At 38.1% G+C, this 19,942-nt stretch carries 16 protein-coding genes, 3 tRNA genes and 1 pseudogene; 16 read left to right on the top strand and 4 right to left on the bottom strand.

Annotated features, from left to right (window positions below; genetic code table 11):
• Window position 1: 1 nt before the first annotated feature.
• The 9 genes from IGI67_RS07620 to IGI67_RS07580 all read left to right on the top strand — a co-directional run bounded on the left by IGI67_RS07620 (window position 2) and on the right by IGI67_RS07580 (window position 9,762).
• Complete coding sequence (locus IGI67_RS07620; RefSeq protein WP_429957308.1) at window positions 2-2,185, top strand: glucosaminidase domain-containing protein; 2,184 nt, start codon at window positions 2-4, stop codon at window positions 2,183-2,185.
• Between the two features lie 23 nt (window positions 2,186-2,208).
• Window positions 2,209-2,787, top strand: a complete 579-nt coding sequence (lepB, locus tag IGI67_RS07615; RefSeq protein WP_429957307.1) for a signal peptidase I — start codon at window positions 2,209-2,211, stop codon at window positions 2,785-2,787.
• Between the two features lie 43 nt (window positions 2,788-2,830).
• Window positions 2,831-3,604 carry a hypothetical protein gene (locus tag IGI67_RS07610; protein WP_429957306.1) on the top strand — a complete coding sequence of 258 codons (774 nt, stop codon included), beginning with the start codon at window positions 2,831-2,833 and terminating at the stop codon, window positions 3,602-3,604.
• Window positions 3,604-5,199: a hypothetical protein gene (locus tag IGI67_RS07605; protein ID WP_429957305.1), complete on the top strand. Its 1,596-nt coding sequence runs from the start codon at window positions 3,604-3,606 to the stop codon at window positions 5,197-5,199. Before IGI67_RS07610 ends, IGI67_RS07605 begins: the two co-directional genes overlap by 1 nt.
• A gap of 52 nt (window positions 5,200-5,251) precedes the next feature.
• Complete coding sequence (locus tag IGI67_RS07600; protein ID WP_429957304.1) at window positions 5,252-5,992, top strand: hypothetical protein; 741 nt, start codon at window positions 5,252-5,254, stop codon at window positions 5,990-5,992.
• 22 nt (window positions 5,993-6,014) lie between these two features.
• Window positions 6,015-7,118 carry a hypothetical protein gene (locus tag IGI67_RS07595; protein WP_429957303.1) on the top strand — a complete coding sequence of 368 codons (1,104 nt, stop codon included), beginning with the start codon at window positions 6,015-6,017 and terminating at the stop codon, window positions 7,116-7,118.
• 129 nt (window positions 7,119-7,247) lie between these two features.
• Entirely contained in the window at window positions 7,248-8,030 is a 783-nt protein-coding gene (locus IGI67_RS07590; protein WP_429957302.1) for a helix-turn-helix domain-containing protein, read from the top strand.
• Between the two features lie 84 nt (window positions 8,031-8,114).
• Entirely contained in the window at window positions 8,115-8,669 is a 555-nt protein-coding gene (locus IGI67_RS07585) for an RDD family protein (RefSeq protein WP_429957301.1), read from the top strand.
• Window positions 8,670-8,856: 187 nt separating this feature from the next.
• Window positions 8,857-9,762 (top strand): hypothetical protein, encoded by a 906-nt coding sequence (locus IGI67_RS07580; RefSeq protein WP_429957300.1) that lies wholly within the window; start codon window positions 8,857-8,859, stop codon window positions 9,760-9,762.
• Window positions 9,763-10,064: 302 nt separating this feature from the next.
• Here the strand turns inward: IGI67_RS07580 and IGI67_RS07575 are convergent.
• The 3 genes from IGI67_RS07575 to IGI67_RS07565 all read right to left on the bottom strand — a co-directional run bounded on the left by IGI67_RS07575 (window position 10,065) and on the right by IGI67_RS07565 (window position 10,329).
• Window positions 10,065-10,152 (bottom strand) — tRNA-Ser (locus IGI67_RS07575).
• Between the two features lie 3 nt (window positions 10,153-10,155).
• Window positions 10,156-10,245 (bottom strand) — tRNA-Ser (locus IGI67_RS07570).
• An 11-nt stretch (window positions 10,246-10,256) separates the two neighbouring features.
• Window positions 10,257-10,329 (bottom strand) — tRNA-Asp (locus tag IGI67_RS07565).
• A 503-nt stretch (window positions 10,330-10,832) separates the two neighbouring features.
• Here IGI67_RS07565 and IGI67_RS07560 point away from each other — a divergent pair.
• Together IGI67_RS07560 and IGI67_RS07555 are read left to right on the top strand one after the other, a co-directional pair.
• Window positions 10,833-12,353: a helix-turn-helix domain-containing protein gene (locus tag IGI67_RS07560; RefSeq protein ID WP_429957299.1), complete on the top strand. Its 1,521-nt coding sequence runs from the start codon at window positions 10,833-10,835 to the stop codon at window positions 12,351-12,353.
• A gap of 191 nt (window positions 12,354-12,544) precedes the next feature.
• The gene (locus tag IGI67_RS07555; RefSeq protein ID WP_429957298.1) at window positions 12,545-13,093 is read left to right on the top strand and encodes a hypothetical protein; all 549 of its coding nucleotides are present in this window, start codon (window positions 12,545-12,547) and stop codon (window positions 13,091-13,093) included.
• A 94-nt stretch (window positions 13,094-13,187) separates the two neighbouring features.
• Here IGI67_RS07555 and IGI67_RS07550 read toward each other — a convergent pair whose 3' ends face one another.
• A complete protein-coding gene (locus tag IGI67_RS07550) occupies window positions 13,188-13,775 on the bottom strand; it encodes a histidine phosphatase family protein (protein ID WP_429958621.1) in 588 nt (195 codons plus the stop codon).
• A 1,433-nt stretch (window positions 13,776-15,208) separates the two neighbouring features.
• Here IGI67_RS07550 and IGI67_RS07545 point away from each other — a divergent pair.
• The 5 genes and pseudogenes from IGI67_RS07545 (at window position 15,209) to IGI67_RS07525 (ending at window position 19,918) form a co-directional block, all read left to right on the top strand.
• Window positions 15,209-16,099: a glycosyltransferase family 8 protein gene (locus IGI67_RS07545; RefSeq protein WP_429957297.1), complete on the top strand. Its 891-nt coding sequence runs from the start codon at window positions 15,209-15,211 to the stop codon at window positions 16,097-16,099.
• Entirely contained in the window at window positions 16,083-17,057 is a 975-nt protein-coding gene (locus IGI67_RS07540; protein WP_429957296.1) for a matrixin family metalloprotease, read from the top strand. The genes IGI67_RS07545 and IGI67_RS07540 overlap by 17 nt, the downstream gene beginning before the upstream one ends.
• A gap of 51 nt (window positions 17,058-17,108) precedes the next feature.
• Window positions 17,109-17,354, top strand: a pseudogene (locus IGI67_RS07535) (IS110 family transposase); the annotation flags it as partial.
• 911 nt (window positions 17,355-18,265) lie between these two features.
• The gene (locus tag IGI67_RS07530; protein WP_429957295.1) at window positions 18,266-18,715 is read left to right on the top strand and encodes a hypothetical protein; all 450 of its coding nucleotides are present in this window, start codon (window positions 18,266-18,268) and stop codon (window positions 18,713-18,715) included.
• A 429-nt stretch (window positions 18,716-19,144) separates the two neighbouring features.
• On the top strand, window positions 19,145-19,918 hold the full coding sequence (locus IGI67_RS07525) for a helix-turn-helix domain-containing protein (protein WP_429957294.1): 774 nt from the start codon (window positions 19,145-19,147) through the stop codon (window positions 19,916-19,918).
• Window positions 19,919-19,942 lie beyond the last annotated feature (24 nt).

The following is a 19,942-nucleotide window of genomic DNA, read 5'->3' as shown; positions in this document are numbered from 1 at the left end:
CATGAAAAAAATAGTTGTGGGTGTCTGCGGGATGCTGGTTTTTGTCGGAGGACTCGCCGGTTTACGTAGCGGAGTATTAAAAGCAGGTGAACTAACAGAAAGTTCTTCTTTAATAGTAGAAACAGGAACAGCAGAAAGTCAGATGTCTGTGCCGGAAAGTAATGAAGCACCTGCAAATGAAGCCGTCATACCAGAAGCAAACACGAAGGAACCCGTAGTAACACCGGAAATTCAGTCTTCTGAACAAGGATCAGCAGCAAGTTCGGAAACAGAGGGTTCAACAACGTCTGAGCAAAGCAGCACCATAGATTCGTCAACCAGTACGAGCACGCCTGCTTCGTCGTCCAGTTCGAGTACATCCAGTTCGAGTACATCCAGTTCGACCAAGCCATCAAGCAGTTCGTCTGCTTCAAGTACGACAAAACCAAGTCATTCATCGAGTAATAGCTCGACGAAACCAAGCGGTACAAAGCCAAGTAACACCAAACCAAGTTCGACGACCCCGAGCAGTTCTCTGCCCACCCAGCCGTCGACTAGTCAGACACAAGAAGAACCGAAACAGTCAGTGACTCCTGCGCCAACGCCAGTGATACCGAGTACACCCGCAGCGGTGACTCCAGCAACACCACCAACGATGAGTGTTCAGCCATATCCGTTTGTCGCACCGACTGTACCTGAGGCTTTTTCAGAAACAAGTAATCTAAAGCTGCCAAGTGAATTAAAGACAACGGAAGTCGCTCAATCAGATTTGAAAGGCTTTGAACTGCCGTTGTTAAGCAGTTTTGAAAATGAAGCCCACGCGGCATTGATTTATGAAGGGATCAAGAAGCTTGGGATCGAACAAGAAGAAACCTATGATGCAAAACAATTAGCGACCGATTTGTACCAGCAATTATTCTCTATAGAAATTACTGATAAACCAGAAAAAATGCCAGAAGAAATCATTGTTGGCAGTCTCGTTTATCAAAAAGAAAAAGACAATCACATTTTATTAGGTATCTCTATCGGTGAGGATTATTACTTAACCGTCGATGATGTAGAAATTGAAAAAGAGACCACTGAGGAAGAGGCGAAGGAAACTTCTGATACTGAACCTGAAGAGAAAAAGACTCAACGTCAAGTGATTGTGGAGACGATCGATTTAGAGGAAGACCTGTTGGTTCAAGAACTACCAGAAGCAGCGTTGAACGATTATGGTCAACAAGTCCTAACAGAATATCCAGCTTCTATGAACTTCACTGAAAACGATAGTGCGAAAAACTTCATTGAAACGGTTGGCGAGGATGCTCGTAAACTGGGACAAGACTACGATGTTTTTGCCTCTGTCATGATCGCACAGGCTTTAATAGAAAGTGGATCAGGGACTAGCACGTTGTCTTTATCTCCAAACCATAATTTATTTGGCATCAAAGGAACCTATCAAGGACAATCCGTTTCAATGGCGACCCAAGAGGATCGAGGAAATGGTGATCTGTATTCCATCAACTCAGCGTTTCGTAAATATCCGAATTACGCAGCGTCACTAGGTGATTATGTGGAGCTATTGCGGGGCGGAATCTCAGGAAATGACAGCTACTATAAACAAACTTGGCGCTCAACGGCGAAGAATTACCTGCGCACAACGAACGCATTAACCGGGACTTACGCGACGGACACGACCTATGGGCAAAAATTGAACTCGATTATCGCGTTGTATCATTTGACTGAATACGATCAGGTGAAAACGGACGGTGCTGGTTCTGGTGTCTTTATCAAGGGCAAAGAAGAAATTCCAGAAGAGTACCGCAGCCGCATGAAATACCCGGATTACAACGGTGTGGATTACAACAGTTCAGGGTCTTATCCGGTTGGGCAATGTACGTGGTACGCCTTCAATCGGGTGAAGCAATTAGGAAAAACCGTTGATGATTATATGGGAAATGGTGGCGAATGGGCAACCAAAGGCAAAGCTTTAGGGTACGAAGTTAGCCAGAAACCAAAGGCTGGTTGGTTGATCTCCTTCAAGCCAGGCGTCGCTGGATCAGATACACGTTATGGGCATGTGGCCTTTGTGGAAGTCGTTCGACCAGAGGGTATTTTGATTTCTGAGGGCAATGTTTACGGCGGTACAGTGATTTCGTATCGAGTGATTGACACAGCATTGGCTACTTCTGATCAAGTTTCCTATATTAAAGCAAAGCGATAAAGAAAAAAGGAGCACTGTAACTTATGGCAACTGTTCGTTCACGTCAAACAAAAAAAGAAGAAACCCCGCCACAGCGCTCGATTGCCAAAAGTCTTATATTGACCATTCTAACCTTACTGGTATTGGTTGTGTTGTTCATCTCGGGGCAGCTAGTTCGCAGAGAATACAGCTTTCATCCCATCTCAGGAACATCTATGAAGCCGACGTTGACAGAAAAAGACATGGTTTTAGTCAAAAGAAGTGATCCGATTCACCGCTATGACGTGATCGCTTTTTCTGTCAAAGGAGAAGAAGGAAAGTTCGTCAAACGAGTGATCGGCATGCCGGGAGATACGATGTTCATCCGTAATGATCGGATGGTCCTGAACATTGGTGAGCAGGGAGATTTTGAGACGACCTACACGTTTCAGCTGTCTCCCGCTGTTGCCGAAGAATTTCAAGACTTAACCAAAATTCCGAAAGGATTGTACTTTACGACTGGTGATCATATCGATGTGTCGAAGGATAGTCGTACGTTTGGCTTTGTCTATAAAAAGGAAATCGAGGGAAGGGTCCAGTTCCATCTCCCCTCTTTGATTAGAAAGCAGGAGGAAAGCGAATGAAGAAGAAACTCCTGTTGTCCGCCTGGCCAGAGGTGAAATCAAGATGATCCTACTAGGAATAATCAGTGCTGGTTTTATCGTATTAGCAATTATCCTGATACTAGTGAGACTGATTTTGGATCTGCGGTTTTCAGCCATTCAAAAAGAACCGGATCAATCGCCTTTGTTTCGAAGAAAAGTCCACTATCTTAGGAAGATCGAACAAGCTAAAGATATTCGCTATTTGTTAGTTACTTGTTTAACGATCGGAATCGCGTTGATGATCTTCATCGGTTCTTTTGTATTTCTAGCGGAGGATTACCAGAAAATGAAAACCCAAAGCACCCATTTAGAGGATCGAATGGAACGCATGGACCAGCAGCAAAAGCGTCTAGTCGCCAGCATTCCTCTTAAAAATTATCCGAAAGAAGGCATTGGTCTCAAAGATTATTCTTGGGAGAAATTAACTGCAGAAAATAAGGATTCAAAGCTGCAGAAAAAAATGGAAGCAGCTATTTCTGATATGACGGTGCCTTACTTTGGTTCAACCGCACCAACAGTTTCATTAGCAGTTCCGAAAACCATCTCCCTTGAACTCAAGGGACGAATGGATGATACCGCAAGTAAAGAGACAATCAAAAAGAATATTGATGACTTCGCAAAAGAAGCCGAAGTGATTGCCGAATTGACGGATATCCATGTACGAATGATCTCGTCTATGGGGAAGGACAAAAAAATTATCTATAGCGTGAATTATTCTCGTGACAACAACGAAGAGCGTTTTACTAAGAAGAATGTTTCCGAGCAGAATCTAAAGAATGATGGTGGGAAAGGCTAATGGCAGAGAACAAGAAAAAAAGAAAATGGCTGTCAACGCAGGCATTGAAAGAGTTTATCAATGATATTACTGAAGAAGAACTGAATGCGGAAGAACGTTATAACGAAGCAAGAGGTGTGCCAGAATCATTCTTGAACAATGAAGCGGAGTCTGATGACCAGATTGAAATAGAAGAATTTATCCAAGAACAGGAACAGACTGTTGCGTACAGTAAAAATGAACCAGATGTTGAAGAGCAGCTCGAAAAGGATGATGTTGTCACTCAATCGAAAATCAAACAGCTTCAAGCAGAGTTAGAGGCGTTAAAAAGCGAAGCGGAAGCTCGGGTTCAGGAGTTAGAAGTAGAAAATGACGAACTGAAAGAGAAGCTTTCTTTTGAGCGCACCAGATTGGAAGAGGAGCTGAGCGACCGAGCAGAAGAGTGGCAGACGAAACTTACTGAAATAGATGAAGAAAAGAAAGAAACGGAATCGACCATCGAGGAACTTCAGCAGCGACTAGAAAAGAAACAACAAGAACTAGCTGAAACCCTTGATCGAATCAAGCAGGAAGAATCGGAAAAAGCAGCTGCAACAGTCGATTTGAAAGAACTCACGCGACAGCTTAAGGAGTACCAAACAAAGTATAAGAAGTCGCAGGAAGCAACAAGTGAAGCTGAAAAAAAGCTGACTCAGGTTGAGACGGAAGTCATAGAGTATCAGGCAGTGATTACTCAGTCAAAAAAACAATACCGTGAATTGGAACAGGATTACCAACAGTTACATACGATCAATCAAAAAAACGAAGCAAAAATGATTGAACTTCAAGCCGAAAACGATGTACTTGATGAACTGCTTGAAGAAAAGAATCAAGAAATGGACGCTGAATTGAAACGTCTGAAAGAAGAGAATACAAAGTACAGAAAGACGATTCAACAATTAAACGAGCAAGTCGCTCAAAAGCTTAAAACCGCATTGGAGGAATCACAAATGGCGATCGATGAACAAGGGCATATGCCGGAAGAACACACACAAGAAGAAGCATTCGAAGATTTGGAACAATTAGCGGCGGAGAAAGAAGCTCTCAACAGCGCCTTGTTTGATGCTCATGAAGAAATCGCAAAGCTGGAAGAAAAAACAAGTGCACTAGAACAGCTAGAGGCAGAAAAGGAACGACTAGCCAGCCGATTAGCTGATGCGCAAATCGAATTGAGTAAATTGAAGGAACAAAAAGACGCGGAAGAAAGTCTGGAATTGATTCAGGCCAAGAAGCAAGTTGATGAGTTGATTGAGAAAAATGAACGATTGAAAAAAGAAGTGGTTCAATCTCAACAGGAAATCGGAGAAGTACTGATCTCAGCTAAGAAACAGGCGAATCGAACGGTTGAAGAAGCCCAAGTTGAAGCAAAGCACATGATCAGCTCTGCCGAATTAGAATTAGAAAATATCAGTAACCGGGCGAAAAAGATTTTGATTGAAGTTTCAGAATCACGAAAGAATGTGCTCTCTATCTATGATGACCTAGAGTTCAAAGTGGAGGCCCTATCGAACGGGAAACTATTAAAAGAGATAAAGAAAAATAAGCAGGATCAGAAATTATCCGAGTATTTTGATTAATAAGGAAACAAAATCTAACTAAACCTAACAAAGAAAAGGGGCTACACACATTTTGATCATAAATTGGATTAGCGTCGCGCTGGTCATTTTGATACTCATTGTTTGGTTTCGGCGGATGATCATCAAGGTGCAACTTCAGCGACTTCAGGTACCACCGAATACACCACTGTCATTTCAACGGAAGCTGGAGGTTGTCAAGCAGTCAGAGCAGAGAAAGCATGTTTCTGCCTTACTATATTTAACGATCCTCTTAGCATTGGGCTTGCTTTTAACTACTTATGGATTATTTCAGATGGAGGATCAGCTGCATGTCGTCACCGAACGAACCAACCAGTTAAAAGACGAGCTATACACACTGAAAAAAGAACAAAAGCAAATCATCAATAAATTACCTATCAAAGCCTATCCTCAAAAAGGAATTGGTTTGAATGACTATCCATGGGAGGAATTGTTTTCTGACGAAAATCGTGAGAAGCAATACGAGATTGAGAGTGATCTTTCAACGAAGGTTAGTCCATACTTTGGCTTGTCAACCACATTGATCGTATTAGACATTCCAACGCAGACGCTGAATATTGCTTTGGCCGGCGACTCTGGCAGTGAAGAAAACCGTCAGCAAATCAAGGATAATATTAAGGCGTTTGCCAAAGAAGCCAAAGATGTTTCGAAGCTGACTCAGATCACTTTCCAAATGAATCTGATGAACGATAAGAACAAGAAAAAGACCTATAGCTGTACATTTTCTCGCGAAAAGGCAGACGAAGAATTTTCATTGATCCAAGAAGACGAGTAAAGAAAGAGGAGAGGGAGTTACTATGAACGCACAGCAAAAGAAAAATGGTTGGTTTTTTAACAAGAATATTATCGACGAGATCAACTCTGTCCCAGAAGAAGAGATCATGATCGAAGAGCGACCAAGCAGTCCAACTGAACAACCTGTCAAAAAACAAAGGGACGAACTGGATGAATTAAAGCAAGCGCTCGCTGAAAAAGACGAGCAGCTGGAACAAATTCAAAAGGACAACGTGATAGAAAAACAACGGTTAACAAAAGAGAATGAGAAATACAAGCAAGCTCTTCTACGGACTGGAGAAGAGAAAGCCGAAAATCGTCGGCAGATCCAAAACTTAGAAGCAGAAGTCCGTCGTAGTCGTCAAGAAATCCAACGTCTGCAGGACAATAAAGAGACCGGCTACTTGCAGGAGCAGTTGGATAAAGCGGTCGAAGAAGTAAATACCCTGAAAGAATCCATAGAAAACTACCAAGAAATAGAAAAGGACCTGCATGAAGCCAAACAACAGCTTCGCGAGTTTATGATGAATCAAAAAGAGGAAGAACTGGAACACCAGGAAGCACTGCAGCAATTCGAGCAGCAAGTGCATCAGGTGACCTCTGAGTTGAATGAAAAAGAAGAACTCGTCAGACAGCTAGATCAATTAATCATTGAAAAAGATCAACTGATTCTGGAAAAAGAAGAGCTCGTGCAGCAAGTACTTGAAGAGCAAAAAAATCAGGCTTCTGTAGTAGAAAGCGAATATATCACGAATCTGCAACATCAGATCACAGGATTGCAAAATGAGAACGAGCAGTTAAAACAGGAAGCCATTCATTCGCAGCATGAGATCGGTGAAGTGCTGATTTCTGCCCGCAGACAAGCCAATCGGATGGTGGAAAAAGCCAAAATGGATGCACAACGAATCGTAAAAGATTCAGAGGCAGAATTACAGACGATTCATGACCGAGCAAAAGAGATTTCTTGTGAAGTCGATGAATCTCGACAAACGATCATGAGTATCTATGAAGAACTGAAAAGCCGAGTGGATCAACTAGCTCAAAGCAACGTACCGGATCTAGAGGAAATCAAAGGGCGGTACGAGTATCCGAAAGTCTCTGTAATCTCACGAAAAGATCATTCATAGAAATAAGAGAGAACATAGAATGTGAGGCATCGTCATCTGCTGGCCTTCTTTGTTCTTTGTACATAATGCTTCAGGAATTCGAATGAATCATTATACCATTAGGGTTTAAATGAAAAAGGAGAGATTAACATGAATCAAGTCTTGATTCTGACGAAGAATATTTTAGCCGAGCAAGAAATCCAACAGAAACTCCAAGCACTAAACTATGAAGTGTATTGTTCCTCACATGCCTTGGAAACATTTAGTCAGCAACGTGAAACGCTTGATTTTTTCAGCTTCTTTCAATACGTCATCTTAAGTGAAACCATCTGCGAATCAGAAGTAATGGAGCTTGTACCGCTTTTAAGAAATTATTCGCTCCGAGTGATCCGTAAGGTGGAGGCAAAAGTAACGGAAATGGATCATAAATATTTAGAAGAAGAACTGTTGAATGCGATTATTTCAAATGAAGATTCCGTTGATGAGCTTCGAGAATGTCTATATGCATTGAAGCTTCAGCCAAATGATCAGGAAACAAAAAGATACGTACAATTATCCGATAAGGTCTCATTGATTCGCCCCAATGCACTACAGAAATCGGTCCTATCGCCAGAGGAAAACTATCAATTCCTAGAGGTTCTGCATCATTTGTCACAGACTGAAACGAAGATTTTATATATATTGATCCAAGCAGGCAATAAGATCGTCACTAGAGAAACAATTTGTCATAAAATCTGGAATGAAGACGTGAATAAATCTCATTTGGCCTCATTGTCCAGCACGGTAACTCGGATAAAGACCAAGTTTGAAACGACGAGTTTACCCAATAAAGCCATTCAAACCTTATGGGGAAAAGGCTATCGAATCAATCCAGAGCTGCTGGATCGGATCAAGAAAAACGAGACCCTCCATTCCTTGGTTTCGAACGGATAAAAAAGAATGATATAGGTGAACGAAAAGAATCAGCATCTTATTGCCGATTCTTTTTTTGAAGCAACAGACGGGTAGGAGGGTATTGTGATCGCAAATAGAAAAGCACGATTTTACTCTATGATGGTTGATTATCTAGTAATCGTTGGCTATAGTTTGTTTCTGTTGTTCGTTTCGTTAATCATTTATTTTTTGTTCTTTAACGGAAAAATTCCTGAGCTAAATGAATTACAAGGGAATCTGGTCTCATTTTTGACTTTATTATTCCCGGTGTTTCTTTATTTCTCCATTTCAGAAAATGGAAAAAAACATTCGATCATTGGGAAAAGAAAAGCAGGGTTTGTAGGGTCTATAAAAGGTGCATTGACTCTGAAGCAGATCGTATTAAGAAATATAATGAAACTTTTTCCTTGGCAAGTTGCACATATGGCAATGTTTCATGTGATAGGAAATAATTCCAAACCAACCACTCTTTTCTACACTTGCCTATTCTTTGTCTATATTTTTCCAATAGTGTCTATCGGGTGCATGATTTACCGAAAAGATCGACGCGCGTTACACGATTTGATTGCAGGAACATGTGTGATGACGAAATTAGAAAGTACATCATCTAAAAAGTACGCAGGTGGCGCCCTCGTCTAGAGATGTAAAAAAAACACTCGTGATAAGAAATGGGCGGATTAGTTATAACTACTTTTTCTTTATTCTTCAATATTTTCAGAATATTTAGTTTGAAATTATATTTTTTCAGATTTTATTGTAGTGTATATCGTATTATTGTATTATAGAACAGTAATTAAAAACATTTTCAAATAACAGGAGGATTTAGATGAAAAACGTTCTATTTAAAAGAAGTTTATTAGCAGGGGTTGCTATTCTTTTAATTGCAGGGGTATCGGGTTGTTCAACAAATGATGAAACTAGTACTTCAACTAATAGTTCAAGTAAGGTCAAAGAATCGACCGAGTCATCGATTAAGAAAGTAACGAGTCAAGAGATAATTGATGAGTTAGATCTAAAAAAAGTAGATGAGAATGCTGATTCTAAGGCTAAAAATGAGCTTTTAGTTGAAAATAGAGAAAAAATCGAGGCCGCTGGCTATCTAGTTATTAATGCAAATACATTCTATGTACAAAAATATGAGAGCGCAAAAGCGAGCTTAGAAGCGAGAAATCTGAAAGTAAAAGGCGTTAAAAGTAAACCATCCGCTGATTCTGCTGATGCTGGGAAAATTATCTCTTCTGATTATCCTGATGAAATAAAATTTACTTCGGGATATATTGGTTCAGCAATCAAAGTAATGAGAGAAGGCGATCGGGTCATACTAAACTACTATGAAGGAACTACAACAAGTAGTTCAGAAAAGACTGAAAAAACTTCCACAAAACAGACTAAAAATGACGATATAATAAGTAAATTAGGCTTAGAGAAAACTGATGATTATGATTCTGCGGTTTATGTTAAAAATAGAGAAAAGCTGGAAAATGCCGGCTATCTTGTCATCAGCAATAATGACGTTTTCGATTCGAACTATAACAGTGTCAAAGAAAATTTGGAAGAATTAGGATTGAAAGTTACAGGTAATGAGGGCAAAAGTGCTGAAGGCGATAAAACGGCTGGGAATATTTATGAAACTAACTATCCTAGCGCAATTAAATTAGGATCAAAGTACATTGGATCAGCATTAAGAGTCCTTTCTGAGGGCGATAAAGTTATTGTAACTTACTACAAATAGCTGTTAAGAGTATTAGTGAACGATCTCAAAAGTACTTCATATGGAAATAAAAGTTTGATCAATGCAAATCTTTAACTGTTTATTAAGAAAATCAAAGTATTTGGGAATAGTGATCACAGTACTTCTATTGAAAATTGATATTGAATAAAGAACTAATCAGTTCTTGTTGTGTTTCAGAATTTCTTTACCTGACAATTATAAGAAACAGAGACGGTTGAAGAACAACTCTTCAACCGTCTCTGTTTCTTATTTTTACTTATGTGATAGGTTAGATATTGGTGAAACAACGGGTACGCTACTTACGGAGAAGGAGGGATTTGAACCCTCGCGCCGGTTTCCCGACCTACACCCTTAGCAGGGGCGCCTCTTCAGCCACTTGAGTACTTCCCCAAAAGGAGGATAAGGGATTCGAACCCTTGCACGGTATTACCCGCCTGACGGTTTTCAAGACCGTTCCCTTCAGCCGGACTTGGGTAATCCTCCACTTGCGATAACGGTTCCGACGGGATTTGAACCCGCGATCTCCTGCGTGACAGGCAGGCATGTTAACCCCTACACCACGGAACCTTATTAGCACAAGAAATAGTATACCGAAATACCAAGCAGTCTGCAACCAGAAAATAGAAAAATAAATAACGGTGATTCCATCATTTTTGATTTGTAAATGCAATAAAATCAATGGATTACATACGAATTAAACAACGAATCGAAGGGCAGGGTGTTAAGAACCTTATATGCTTGTCGAATCACTTTTTTTCACCTTATTTTCTATAGTAATTTCTGCTGGGATATAATAAAACTTTTCTTTTCTGGTTCCTTCATTTACTGTCTGATCGATTAGTCGGGAAGAGCTTGAAACCTTTAGACGAGTGATTTTGAATCGGAAGTGATCGAAATTGTTCTTTTCGGAACTGATACCTAAATACGGGCAAATTAATGAAGAAAAATGAATAAAATTCCTTATATTTGCTACCAAATAGTGGTACTATTTCTTTAGATAAACGATTTGAAAATGGCAAACAATAGGCACCTGCGGTTGGATGCGGCACATCCCTAGGAGGAGAGAGACTATGGACTTTCGATCAGTTTTGGGAATTACAAATAAACGTCGTTTGGCGTTGCTGGAAAAATTGTACTATCGTCGCGAAGGCTGGTCGAGCGATCAACTCATGAGTGAGCTGAACTGTTCGCTGCCGATCCTACTGAATGATATTGATTTAATCAATGCAGAGCATCCAAGCTTTCAAATCCTAAAAACCAAAGGCCTTTATCACATAGTTGTAGATAAAAAAGTTAGCATGGGAAATTTATATGCCAACTTCTTGAATACCTGTCCAGAATTTCAAATTATCGAAGAGCTTTTGTATGAAGAATGTGAAAGTATCATTGGATTGGCAAAAAAATTGTATCTAAGCTCCTCAAATACACAGCGCTATTTAAAAAAGATCGAGAAGGACCTAATAGAGGCTGGAATGGAGCTCTGTTACCGACCGTTGCGCATCGAAGGAAACGAAGGAGAGATTCGTAATTTCTACTATCGTTTCTATAGTGAACGACAGAGCGCCTTCGAGAGTACGCTGCCTCAATTACCGCCTGATCATTACCATATTATGGAACAATATGTTAGCGATTTCGTTGAGGAAAATCAAATCCATGAGAAATACATTTTCCAAAAACGCATGCTTTATACTATGTACGTCAGCTTTTGGCGAATAAAAAGAGGGCATCCTTTTCCTAAAGAAGCATTGCGGACCGAAGGACTCAAGCTGCCGCAAGGAGCGTCATATCAAGCACTAAAGCAAGCGGTCAGAGAAAAACTGGACATGGAGTTAACACCGAATATGCTTCGTGATACGCTTTGGTTAACTTTTTCAGATTCTATTGTGTTCAGTGTCCCGCATCTAAAGCTGGCGTTGACGGATAATTTGCGATACCAGCAGCTATTTGCCCAGCATTATGAGTTGGTTGAAGAGTATAACAAAATGCTAGGCTATCATTTAAGCAGGAATAGTAAATTTGGTCTGACAATCGTCCTGTCGAACGATTTCTATATGCATGATCCGCAAGGAAGATATATCTGTATTTTAAGAAGAAACAGGGAAGCATTTTTGAAGGAAGTCTCGGAAGTCTATCCGCGCGGGGTAGAAAAAATCAGACAACTGGTCAAACGATTTGTACACAACTATCATATGTACCAGGAAGAAGATTTTATACTGAGCTATATGTACCTACTGATCACGACCGAAGTGGACAGTCTGGAGTTGCTGGCAAATCAAGAGCCGCTGTTAAATATCCTGCTGCTTTCAGACCTAGCGCCAACAGAGGAAACCTTCTTAGCAAAGCAAATTTCTGATAACATCTATGGAAATTTTCGAATTGTTCATTTTGAAAAGCTATCTGGCGGGACTCCTGCATTGTACAGCGAATTGAAGAAATATGATTGCTTGATCACGACTGGTTCCTCACGAGGATTGCCAAAGGACTATCCAGTAGTCGTCATCGATCCCTTTTTAACGTCTCAAAGCAGACGCTGGATTCAAGAAATGGTCAGCAATTTGGGTGAAAAAAAGAGTCAGATACAACATAAGTAAACGCAGCAAGGCGAAACGATAAGTTAGCTTTTGCTGCGCTTTTTGGCGTGTCTTAGCTGATGAAGTTTTTATACACGATTCTTTGCCCAATTAATTTATCGAATCGTCAATTTATGGGAAAGGAACTTCCTGCAAAAAAAATTATTCCTCAGATAATCTTTTATAATGAAACTATAGAAGGAGTGAACGTGATGAAAAAAGAGAAGGTGAATCCATCAGTATCCAATGATAACAGGCACCGTCAACTTTCGAAGAAGAACCTGCAAAGGCAACTGATCCGTGTAGCGACAAGTTGCTTTTTCTTGTGTTCGGGCTATCTCTTGCCAGCGATCCAAGCAATGGCGATAGAAGACACCGTCACAGCGCAAGAATCCAGCAGTCAAGCAGAAGAGAACTTCGAACCATCGACAAAAATACCTGAGTCCAGTACATTCATAGAATTTTCAGAAGACACTCCACAACAAACTAAAGAAACGGTGTTATTATTGCCAAAAGCGGAGATGGATGAGACGAAGGCGCAAGAGGTTTTGAAGAATTTGGAACAGGACATCGCTGGCTTGCAGCCAGTGACTACAAGCAAAGCCATTCCATTATCAACATTAAGCAAACCAATAGTCCGCTCCTCAACCACGAGTGCCAAGAAGTATCCGCCAACCGGCATGCTGCAAGGAACAGGAATGGTTATTGCAGGATTAGTGATAATCGTCGCGGCAATTGTAGGATGGAAGAGGAAAAAATAAACAAAAGTAGTGAAATCCATGAGGCAACAGTGCTTCAATACACGAAAATAGCGGACAGAAACTCCCCCTTTCTGTCCGCTTTTTTTTTGATCGATTAATCCTCTTGACTGATCGATTCTTGAAATAGGAACTGCCCATTTGAATACTCAAATTTTAAGATGCAGCAGTTTGTAAATTTGATCGTTTCAATTTGTTCTTGCGATAGCCATTTCTGAATGAATCGGTACATGGAGCCGCCGTGACTCACACATAAAATATTTTGATGCTCTTCCTGCTCCATCACTTCAAGTAACGTTGTATTCATCCTATTTTGTACTTGATCACCAGACTCTCCACCATAATCCACAAAAAAATCACCGTAGGAAGTTTCGCCTGCTTTAACCTTGGGATTCAATTGCTCACTTTCACTTTCAAAAATACCAAAATTCCATTCTTTCACACCTTTTAATCGTGTGACATTTTTATAGTCACAAACTATTTCTGCGGTATCGACCGCTCTCTCTTGTGTTGATGAATAGACAGAATCAAAGGTTATCCCATGATTGCTGAAATAATCTCTGGCAATTTTCGCTTGCTCTATTCCTTTTTCGGTGAGGGGGGAATCGCAAGCTCCTTGAATTTTACCTCTTAGATTGAAGAGTGTTTGTCCGTGTCTCATTAAATAAAGTGTTTTCATAATTATTAGTATCTCTCCTATTGGTTCTTTAGTGTAAACCGTCTATTCCTATTTTATCAAAAAATAGAAGAGGTAAATGCTATAAAAAACTATTTCTTTTTTGTTACGAAGAATATGTAGATCCAGTGAGCGGATTCTCAGCGTGCTGTCTATTTTTATAGCTATAGCTATTCATCTCGTAAGAGTTATAGTTACCCTCCCAAAATGTGACTAGCTTAAGAAGGATATAAAAATGTCAAAAAGATTTCCATGTATATGTATGTTAATTGGCGACCGTTATTGGTACTTGTACTTTGTCTGTTGCTAGTTTGACAAATCATGCTGATGCCGCTGAAGTAACCATAACCACTGATTTAACAGGTTTTATTAGATAAAGTACACTAATTTCGAAAGGGACTTTATTTCGAATTCGAACCTTATTATTCTATAGAATAAAGTACGTTTAAAGCAAGAGACAGCCTCAGAATAATAAATGGGTATCATTCATTATCACGATAATAAAATTTATTCTAAATGACTTCATTCTTCCGCTTATCAATATAGTTTCGATAATATTTTTGATTTATTCAGAATTAAGTTAGAAGAACCGTATCACAAGTGACTAAACTGATAATTATTCTGATATTAAAGTTGGGTGGTACCATGTGGAGTGGAAATAAAAAATATATGGACCAAAGGTAAATCAGTGAGGTGTTGATAAAAATAAGGCAAGCTTGAAGACTTTATGAGAAATAATTCCAGTATTTCCTTCCTTAATTCGACTGAAGTTTGATGGGAAAAATGGGAAAAGGTAAATATTTTTTTAAATTTGGCGTTATTTGTACGTGCTCGTCTACCGCATTTTCTTGCTTTTTGAGCGTCGACTTTGAACCAAAAAAAACAAATAGAAATGGGATACTTTCGGGAAGAGGAGCCACTTCGGTGTGCCCCTTTTTTTGTGCCTTTTTTGCCCAGTTCCGATTATTGTACTGGCCCAGTACATTTCTAGTAACTCGATGAGATCGCAGAAATGATAAGCTCCAGGGTGGCTAAGAGGCCTGTCTAATGCCCTATCCTGTTTTAATTATTTGGGAGTAATCATTGGATCGAACCAGCAACAATAGAGTTGTTCAAAAATGGAAAGTCTGATATTTTTGAGTTCCTGGCAGCATAAAAAAAGTGGTGAATAAATCGAAAATCTTGGAAATCTGAATGTCACACAAACAGATTTAGTTACATTCTTTTTTTGCGTTTTCAAATATTAAAATTACTAGTAAAGTACCGTTATAAATTATTAATACTTATTAATTCGTTTAATCCCAATATTGGGATTAAAATCCAAAATTCAAATGATTTACGGTAAAATATGTTCTGAAAGGGATTTCAGCTTGATCTCACTTGATTAAGCTATCTTTGCTCAGAAGTAATAGTAAATACTAAAAAAGATTTGGGTGTGAGTTATGAGGAAAAGAGCAGTCGCTTATTGCGTTACAGGACCACATATTCAACTAGCAGCCGTATCTATTGCATCGATTATAGAACATTATCAAGATGTTATGCATCTTGACATATTAGTAGTTGTAAATGAATTAAGAAATGAAGAAATATTGAAACTGAAAAATATTTCTAAGCTTTATGGAAAAATGAATGTGTCTATTAATATTTGGTATCCACCCGAAATAACTAAACAAATAAAAAATTATAGTAATACACGTTTTCCTGAAGTCACATTGTGGCGATTATTTCTTCCTTCATATTTTAGTAATTATGAACATATTCTATATTTGGATAATGATACTATTGTGTATGATGATGTTTCGAATTTTTTTGATTTGATACCGGATGAAAAAGCAATTGCTGCAGTTAGAGACTTCTACTTCTCGGTTGTAAGCGCCACAGAGGATAGTTTTAAATACTTTGGAGTAAGAACCATGAAGAATTACTTTAATTCCGGAGTTATTTTATTTAATGTGGCTATATTCAATGACCTGATACGCCCAGAAGACATAGTGAGTATGATAAATACGAATGAATACTTGTATTTAGATCAAACTATTCTAAATATTTTTTGTGAGAAAAGTGTTGAGTTGTTACCTTATGAATACAATTATCAGAAGGATGATCATTGGTTATTTGATTGGGCAAAAAATGTTAACCCTCTTAAGTTTTTAGAAATTGAAAGAGCTAGAGAGAATGTAAAGGTTCGACACTTTGTTGAATTTGATAAAAATTCGATGCCTTGGGAGCATCTTTCAATAAGAGATTGCTGGGAGAAAGACTTTTGGAGTTATTTGAATACGATCAAATTGCTGGGTTTAAAGGAGGAAGAAAAAAATGAAAAAAATCTGTAAAATTGGTTTCATTCTCTTGTTTAGTTCTTTCTGTTTTATTGAAAATGTAAGTGTCGAGGCGAAATCAGTTAATATATCAAAGACACCTATTGTTGATTATTACTATCCTGGTTTAGCATACGGCACAACCACTTGTATTAATGAATATGGCACAATCATTTATGACTCATTCCTACTGGGAGAAAATTATCAGGAAGCAGTAAATGAAGCAGCACAGTCGTGGAATAAAGCGATAGGAAGATCAGTAATTGTTGAAAAGTCTAGTATAAACGCAACAGATGACAAAGTTGACTTAGTTCTACAGCCCACGGATGGTGATTCGTATGCAGATATGGGCTATTCTGGATATGGTTGGGGGAATAGTACAAACAGAATTTTTTTGAACAATGTTGCTTTGAGTGATTCACTATCTGGAAAAGGAACGCCAGGGTATGTACAGCTTGTTTCAACTATTCGACATGAAATGGGACACATTTTAGGTCTTAAACATGATAATGGAGGCGTAATGGCTGATTTATACGATGCTCTAACTACCAACAATCAAGAGATGCTAATTGCAGCACAAAAAGCAGCAGATTCCATTTCTAAGGGAATACTTCCTAGTGTTCCTTTATTTAACAAATATGCGGTACTAAATGTCCTTAATAATAGGGAGAAAATCTATTACCTGAATAATCATCGATCTAATCAAATTGCATCAATCTTCCTAGATTCACCTGCTGGAAAGATTTCAGGCGTTACTTTTGTTGATCAGACTGTTGAAATAACTGGAAATTATAATTTGTATAAACTATCTTTAGCTCCAAGAGATCCATATGTTGGTACAACATCTAGCAATAAATTTATAAATAAGACCGTTCCAGTTACCGAAAAAGTTGTTTCTATTTATGGGCACTCCTATTATCTTTTTGAAGTGGATGGAGAAGAGTATATTGTAAATAGTCAGGCATTTGATTAAATAAGGTTCTTTCTTATAATAGTAGATTTTGAAATTCACGAATGTAACACAAACAAAAGGGGAAATCCCAAAGGGAGAAAAATCCTATTTATTATTGTTAGAAATAGGATTAAAACCCAGCATTCTGTTCCGAATCATATTGTTGATTATTACTATAAGCTAAGGAGACAACCTGTTCCTAAAAAAGATAAAGTTGCTGTGGTAGCTTGCATGAATAAACTACTAAAATGTCTTCACTCCATGATTTCCAATGGAGTATTATACGATTATTCGTATGCGAGTTCTATGATTCAGTAAGTTAAACAATTATAACTTCTTCCTCCGGAAAAAAGAAAAAACCAGAGGTTCATTTAGTATGCCTAAATTTTACCAAAGAAAAAAACTTATGGTTTTAATAATTTAATTCTTGACTAATCGTAGGAAACGGATTGTGTTACATTCGCTAAAACAGCTCTATCTCTTGCGGCTCTAAGGAAAGCGTGTTTTTCCTTTGGCCGCTTTTTGTTTCGTGCTTTATGAACGCAACATAATGCTTGCAACAAGGTATTTATGTTGCATTTATTTATAGAAGGAAAACGCCATTTAAATCCAAACTGATAATTTTGTTTGAGAGTGAAGAATGTGTTTATGATATGCTGGCGAAGTAATAAGTTTATGGCGGAGGCTACTAGGAGGTGGTGCCTATGGGTATCTTCTAACTTATTACGGAAAAGTACTTTTACATGATTAAGGGTAAGATAGCAACTACTCATGCAGTTACTGCAATCGTCAATATTGAGACGCACCAACTGCTTTAGAACTGCTGTGGAACCACAGGACAGCACTCATAAAGAAAAAAATAAAGGATAAAAATCAGAACGTATCAATATCAGTCCGATTACAATATCCATAGATGTTTCAGAAGCAGTGTAATACTAGACATTAATGCGTAGGATTCATGTTATTTAAATATGGAAGTAATAGGAATGATCAAACAGAGAAGCGTTCATATTCCTAGTTTTAAGGAAATTACGAGGCATATATTCTTAATATTGATGAATTTAATGGATATCTGCTGTTGTTGAACGCTGAATATTCTTTTTTTTTATAAAATATAAAATAATGGCATCTTATTTTTGTTCTTTTATCAGTAATTATCATGGTATGCTTAGTATGTAATAAAGAATTGGCTTATTTCTAAGGCTAGTAAAAGGGAGGAGGAGTATACTATGGCACCATGGACTGCTAAATTAACTGTCATGAATACAACGAATCAGGATTTAAAGTTAGTAAGTAAGTATGTTTGTGCGCGAAACTCTATTGTTTCATTTCCTACAAGTATTCCGGCTAAAAGTAAAGCTGTTTTTGAAGTAATTACTCCATATGGAGAAGCCTCGGGTCCCGAATTCAAAATCAGCTTAGTTGCACAAGCGAAGGATAACCAAAGATCATTAGGTTCCTTTGATTTTCACGTAGACATCCCATATTGGTCTCCAAAAAATACGCTTCACTATCATTGCAATCGCGATTTGCTTTGTCAGGTGATTCCCGGCATGATTTATGATCGGGATCAGAGTTACAATGGTGAAGTGATCATCAGTGCTCTTGAGATTACTGATATGGTCAACAAGAAGGTTTTGAATGAGAAAGTTCAGGCGAAAAGCTTTCATGAATTTTAGTAAAGATGAACAATCCGATAGCAACTATAGTCGAACCAGTAACTATTTTTGGAGTGAAATGGCTGCTTTTTTCTTAAATTAAGTATTAGTATTTAAAGAAGCTTGTGAAGCTTCATGATTCATAAAGCATTGAGCCGTTTTATATCAAAGATTACCAGGCACACTCCAATTTTTGGTGTGTGTCTTTATTGGTTAGTGACTACTTTTTTTTAAAATGATAATCAATCTATTTTTGATGGGCGTTTCAATCGTTTTCTACTATTCTAAAATCTGATTTTATCAGGCATCTATCATACAAGTGTATGGGGATTTCAAGAATTTCCTTGCCTATTAAACTGTTGTAATGCTATTGAAAACCTCGTTCTCTTTAAGAATAAGTAGTTTATTGATATGATTTAGAAAGAAGTGTTTTGAGGGGGGGGGAGAAAAATGAAAAGTAAGATGCCTGAAATACTTTCTTTCATTTCAGAAGAAGCTGTTAGCAGAAAAATGACAAGTGAAGAAATTGCAGCTCATTTTGGTTATGATAAGCATCATTTTAGTAGGAAATTTAAGGAAATAAATGGATTCAGTGTTGTTGAATTCCTCTCTAGTTTAAAAGTTGAAAAGGCGATTATTGAATTCGATGAAGGTAAAAGAGTAATAGACCTACAAGAACATTCAGGTTTTGAAAGCAGTGGGAGTTTTACGAATACGTTTAAAAAATATACAGGTAGTTCTCCTAGAGAGTACAAAACTGAAATGAATGAACTTTTTTATGATATTAAAGATTTTGAGAATAATGATAAGGTTAAGTCGATAGAATGGTTCCAAGAAGAGGACAATTCCTTTTGTACAGTAAATATTGAAGTACCTGATGATTTCGAGAAGGGGATAATATTTATTGGACTTTTCCGTACACTCATACCGAATCATATGCCTATTTCTGGATTAGCTACTAAAAATTTAATGGGAAACAGATTGAAAAATATTCCAAGTGGAGAATATTATTTATTATCTTGTGCTATAAACCGCTCTAATAATATTCTATCTTACTTTAATTTAGACAGCAGTCTAAGAGGGAAAGAAGATGGAAGATTATTTTTCCCAAAATGCTCTGGCAATAGTTATACTATTACGCTGAGAAAACCAATACCAGAAGACCCACCAATATTAGTTAATGTGGGAAAACTTTTAATCTCCTGTTTAAAGAACACAATCTAGAATAATATTATTTGTCTGTGGGGT

Source organism: Enterococcus sp. AZ196, assembly GCF_050498845.1.
Taxonomy (GTDB): domain Bacteria; phylum Bacillota; class Bacilli; order Lactobacillales; family Enterococcaceae; genus Enterococcus_A; species Enterococcus_A murrayae.
The sequence above is the reverse complement of the archived record's forward strand: the minus strand, read 5'-3'. Positions and strand labels throughout refer to the sequence as shown.

What these genes read in the sequence shown, in the direction of transcription:
- IGI67_RS07580 (WP_429957300.1), top strand. Translation starts at nt 8,857, where the DNA reads ATGAAAAACGTTCTATTTAAAAGAAGTTTATTAGCAGGGGTTGCTATT.
- IGI67_RS07560 (WP_429957299.1), top strand. Translation starts at nt 10,833, where the DNA reads ATGGACTTTCGATCAGTTTTGGGAATTACAAATAAACGTCGTTTGGCG.
- IGI67_RS07620 (WP_429957308.1), top strand. Translation starts at nt 2, where the DNA reads ATGAAAAAAATAGTTGTGGGTGTCTGCGGGATGCTGGTTTTTGTCGGA.
- IGI67_RS07545 (WP_429957297.1), top strand. Translation starts at nt 15,209, where the DNA reads ATGAGGAAAAGAGCAGTCGCTTATTGCGTTACAGGACCACATATTCAA.
- IGI67_RS07540 (WP_429957296.1), top strand. Translation starts at nt 16,083, where the DNA reads ATGAAAAAAATCTGTAAAATTGGTTTCATTCTCTTGTTTAGTTCTTTC.
- lepB (WP_429957307.1), top strand. Translation starts at nt 2,209, where the DNA reads ATGGCAACTGTTCGTTCACGTCAAACAAAAAAAGAAGAAACCCCGCCA.
- IGI67_RS07525 (WP_429957294.1), top strand. Translation starts at nt 19,145, where the DNA reads ATGAAAAGTAAGATGCCTGAAATACTTTCTTTCATTTCAGAAGAAGCT.
- IGI67_RS07555 (WP_429957298.1), top strand. Translation starts at nt 12,545, where the DNA reads ATGAAAAAAGAGAAGGTGAATCCATCAGTATCCAATGATAACAGGCAC.
- IGI67_RS07605 (WP_429957305.1), top strand. Translation starts at nt 3,604, where the DNA reads ATGGCAGAGAACAAGAAAAAAAGAAAATGGCTGTCAACGCAGGCATTG.
- IGI67_RS07530 (WP_429957295.1), top strand. Translation starts at nt 18,266, where the DNA reads ATGGCACCATGGACTGCTAAATTAACTGTCATGAATACAACGAATCAG.
- IGI67_RS07590 (WP_429957302.1), top strand. Translation starts at nt 7,248, where the DNA reads ATGAATCAAGTCTTGATTCTGACGAAGAATATTTTAGCCGAGCAAGAA.
- IGI67_RS07610 (WP_429957306.1), top strand. Translation starts at nt 2,831, where the DNA reads ATGATCCTACTAGGAATAATCAGTGCTGGTTTTATCGTATTAGCAATT.
- IGI67_RS07595 (WP_429957303.1), top strand. Translation starts at nt 6,015, where the DNA reads ATGAACGCACAGCAAAAGAAAAATGGTTGGTTTTTTAACAAGAATATT.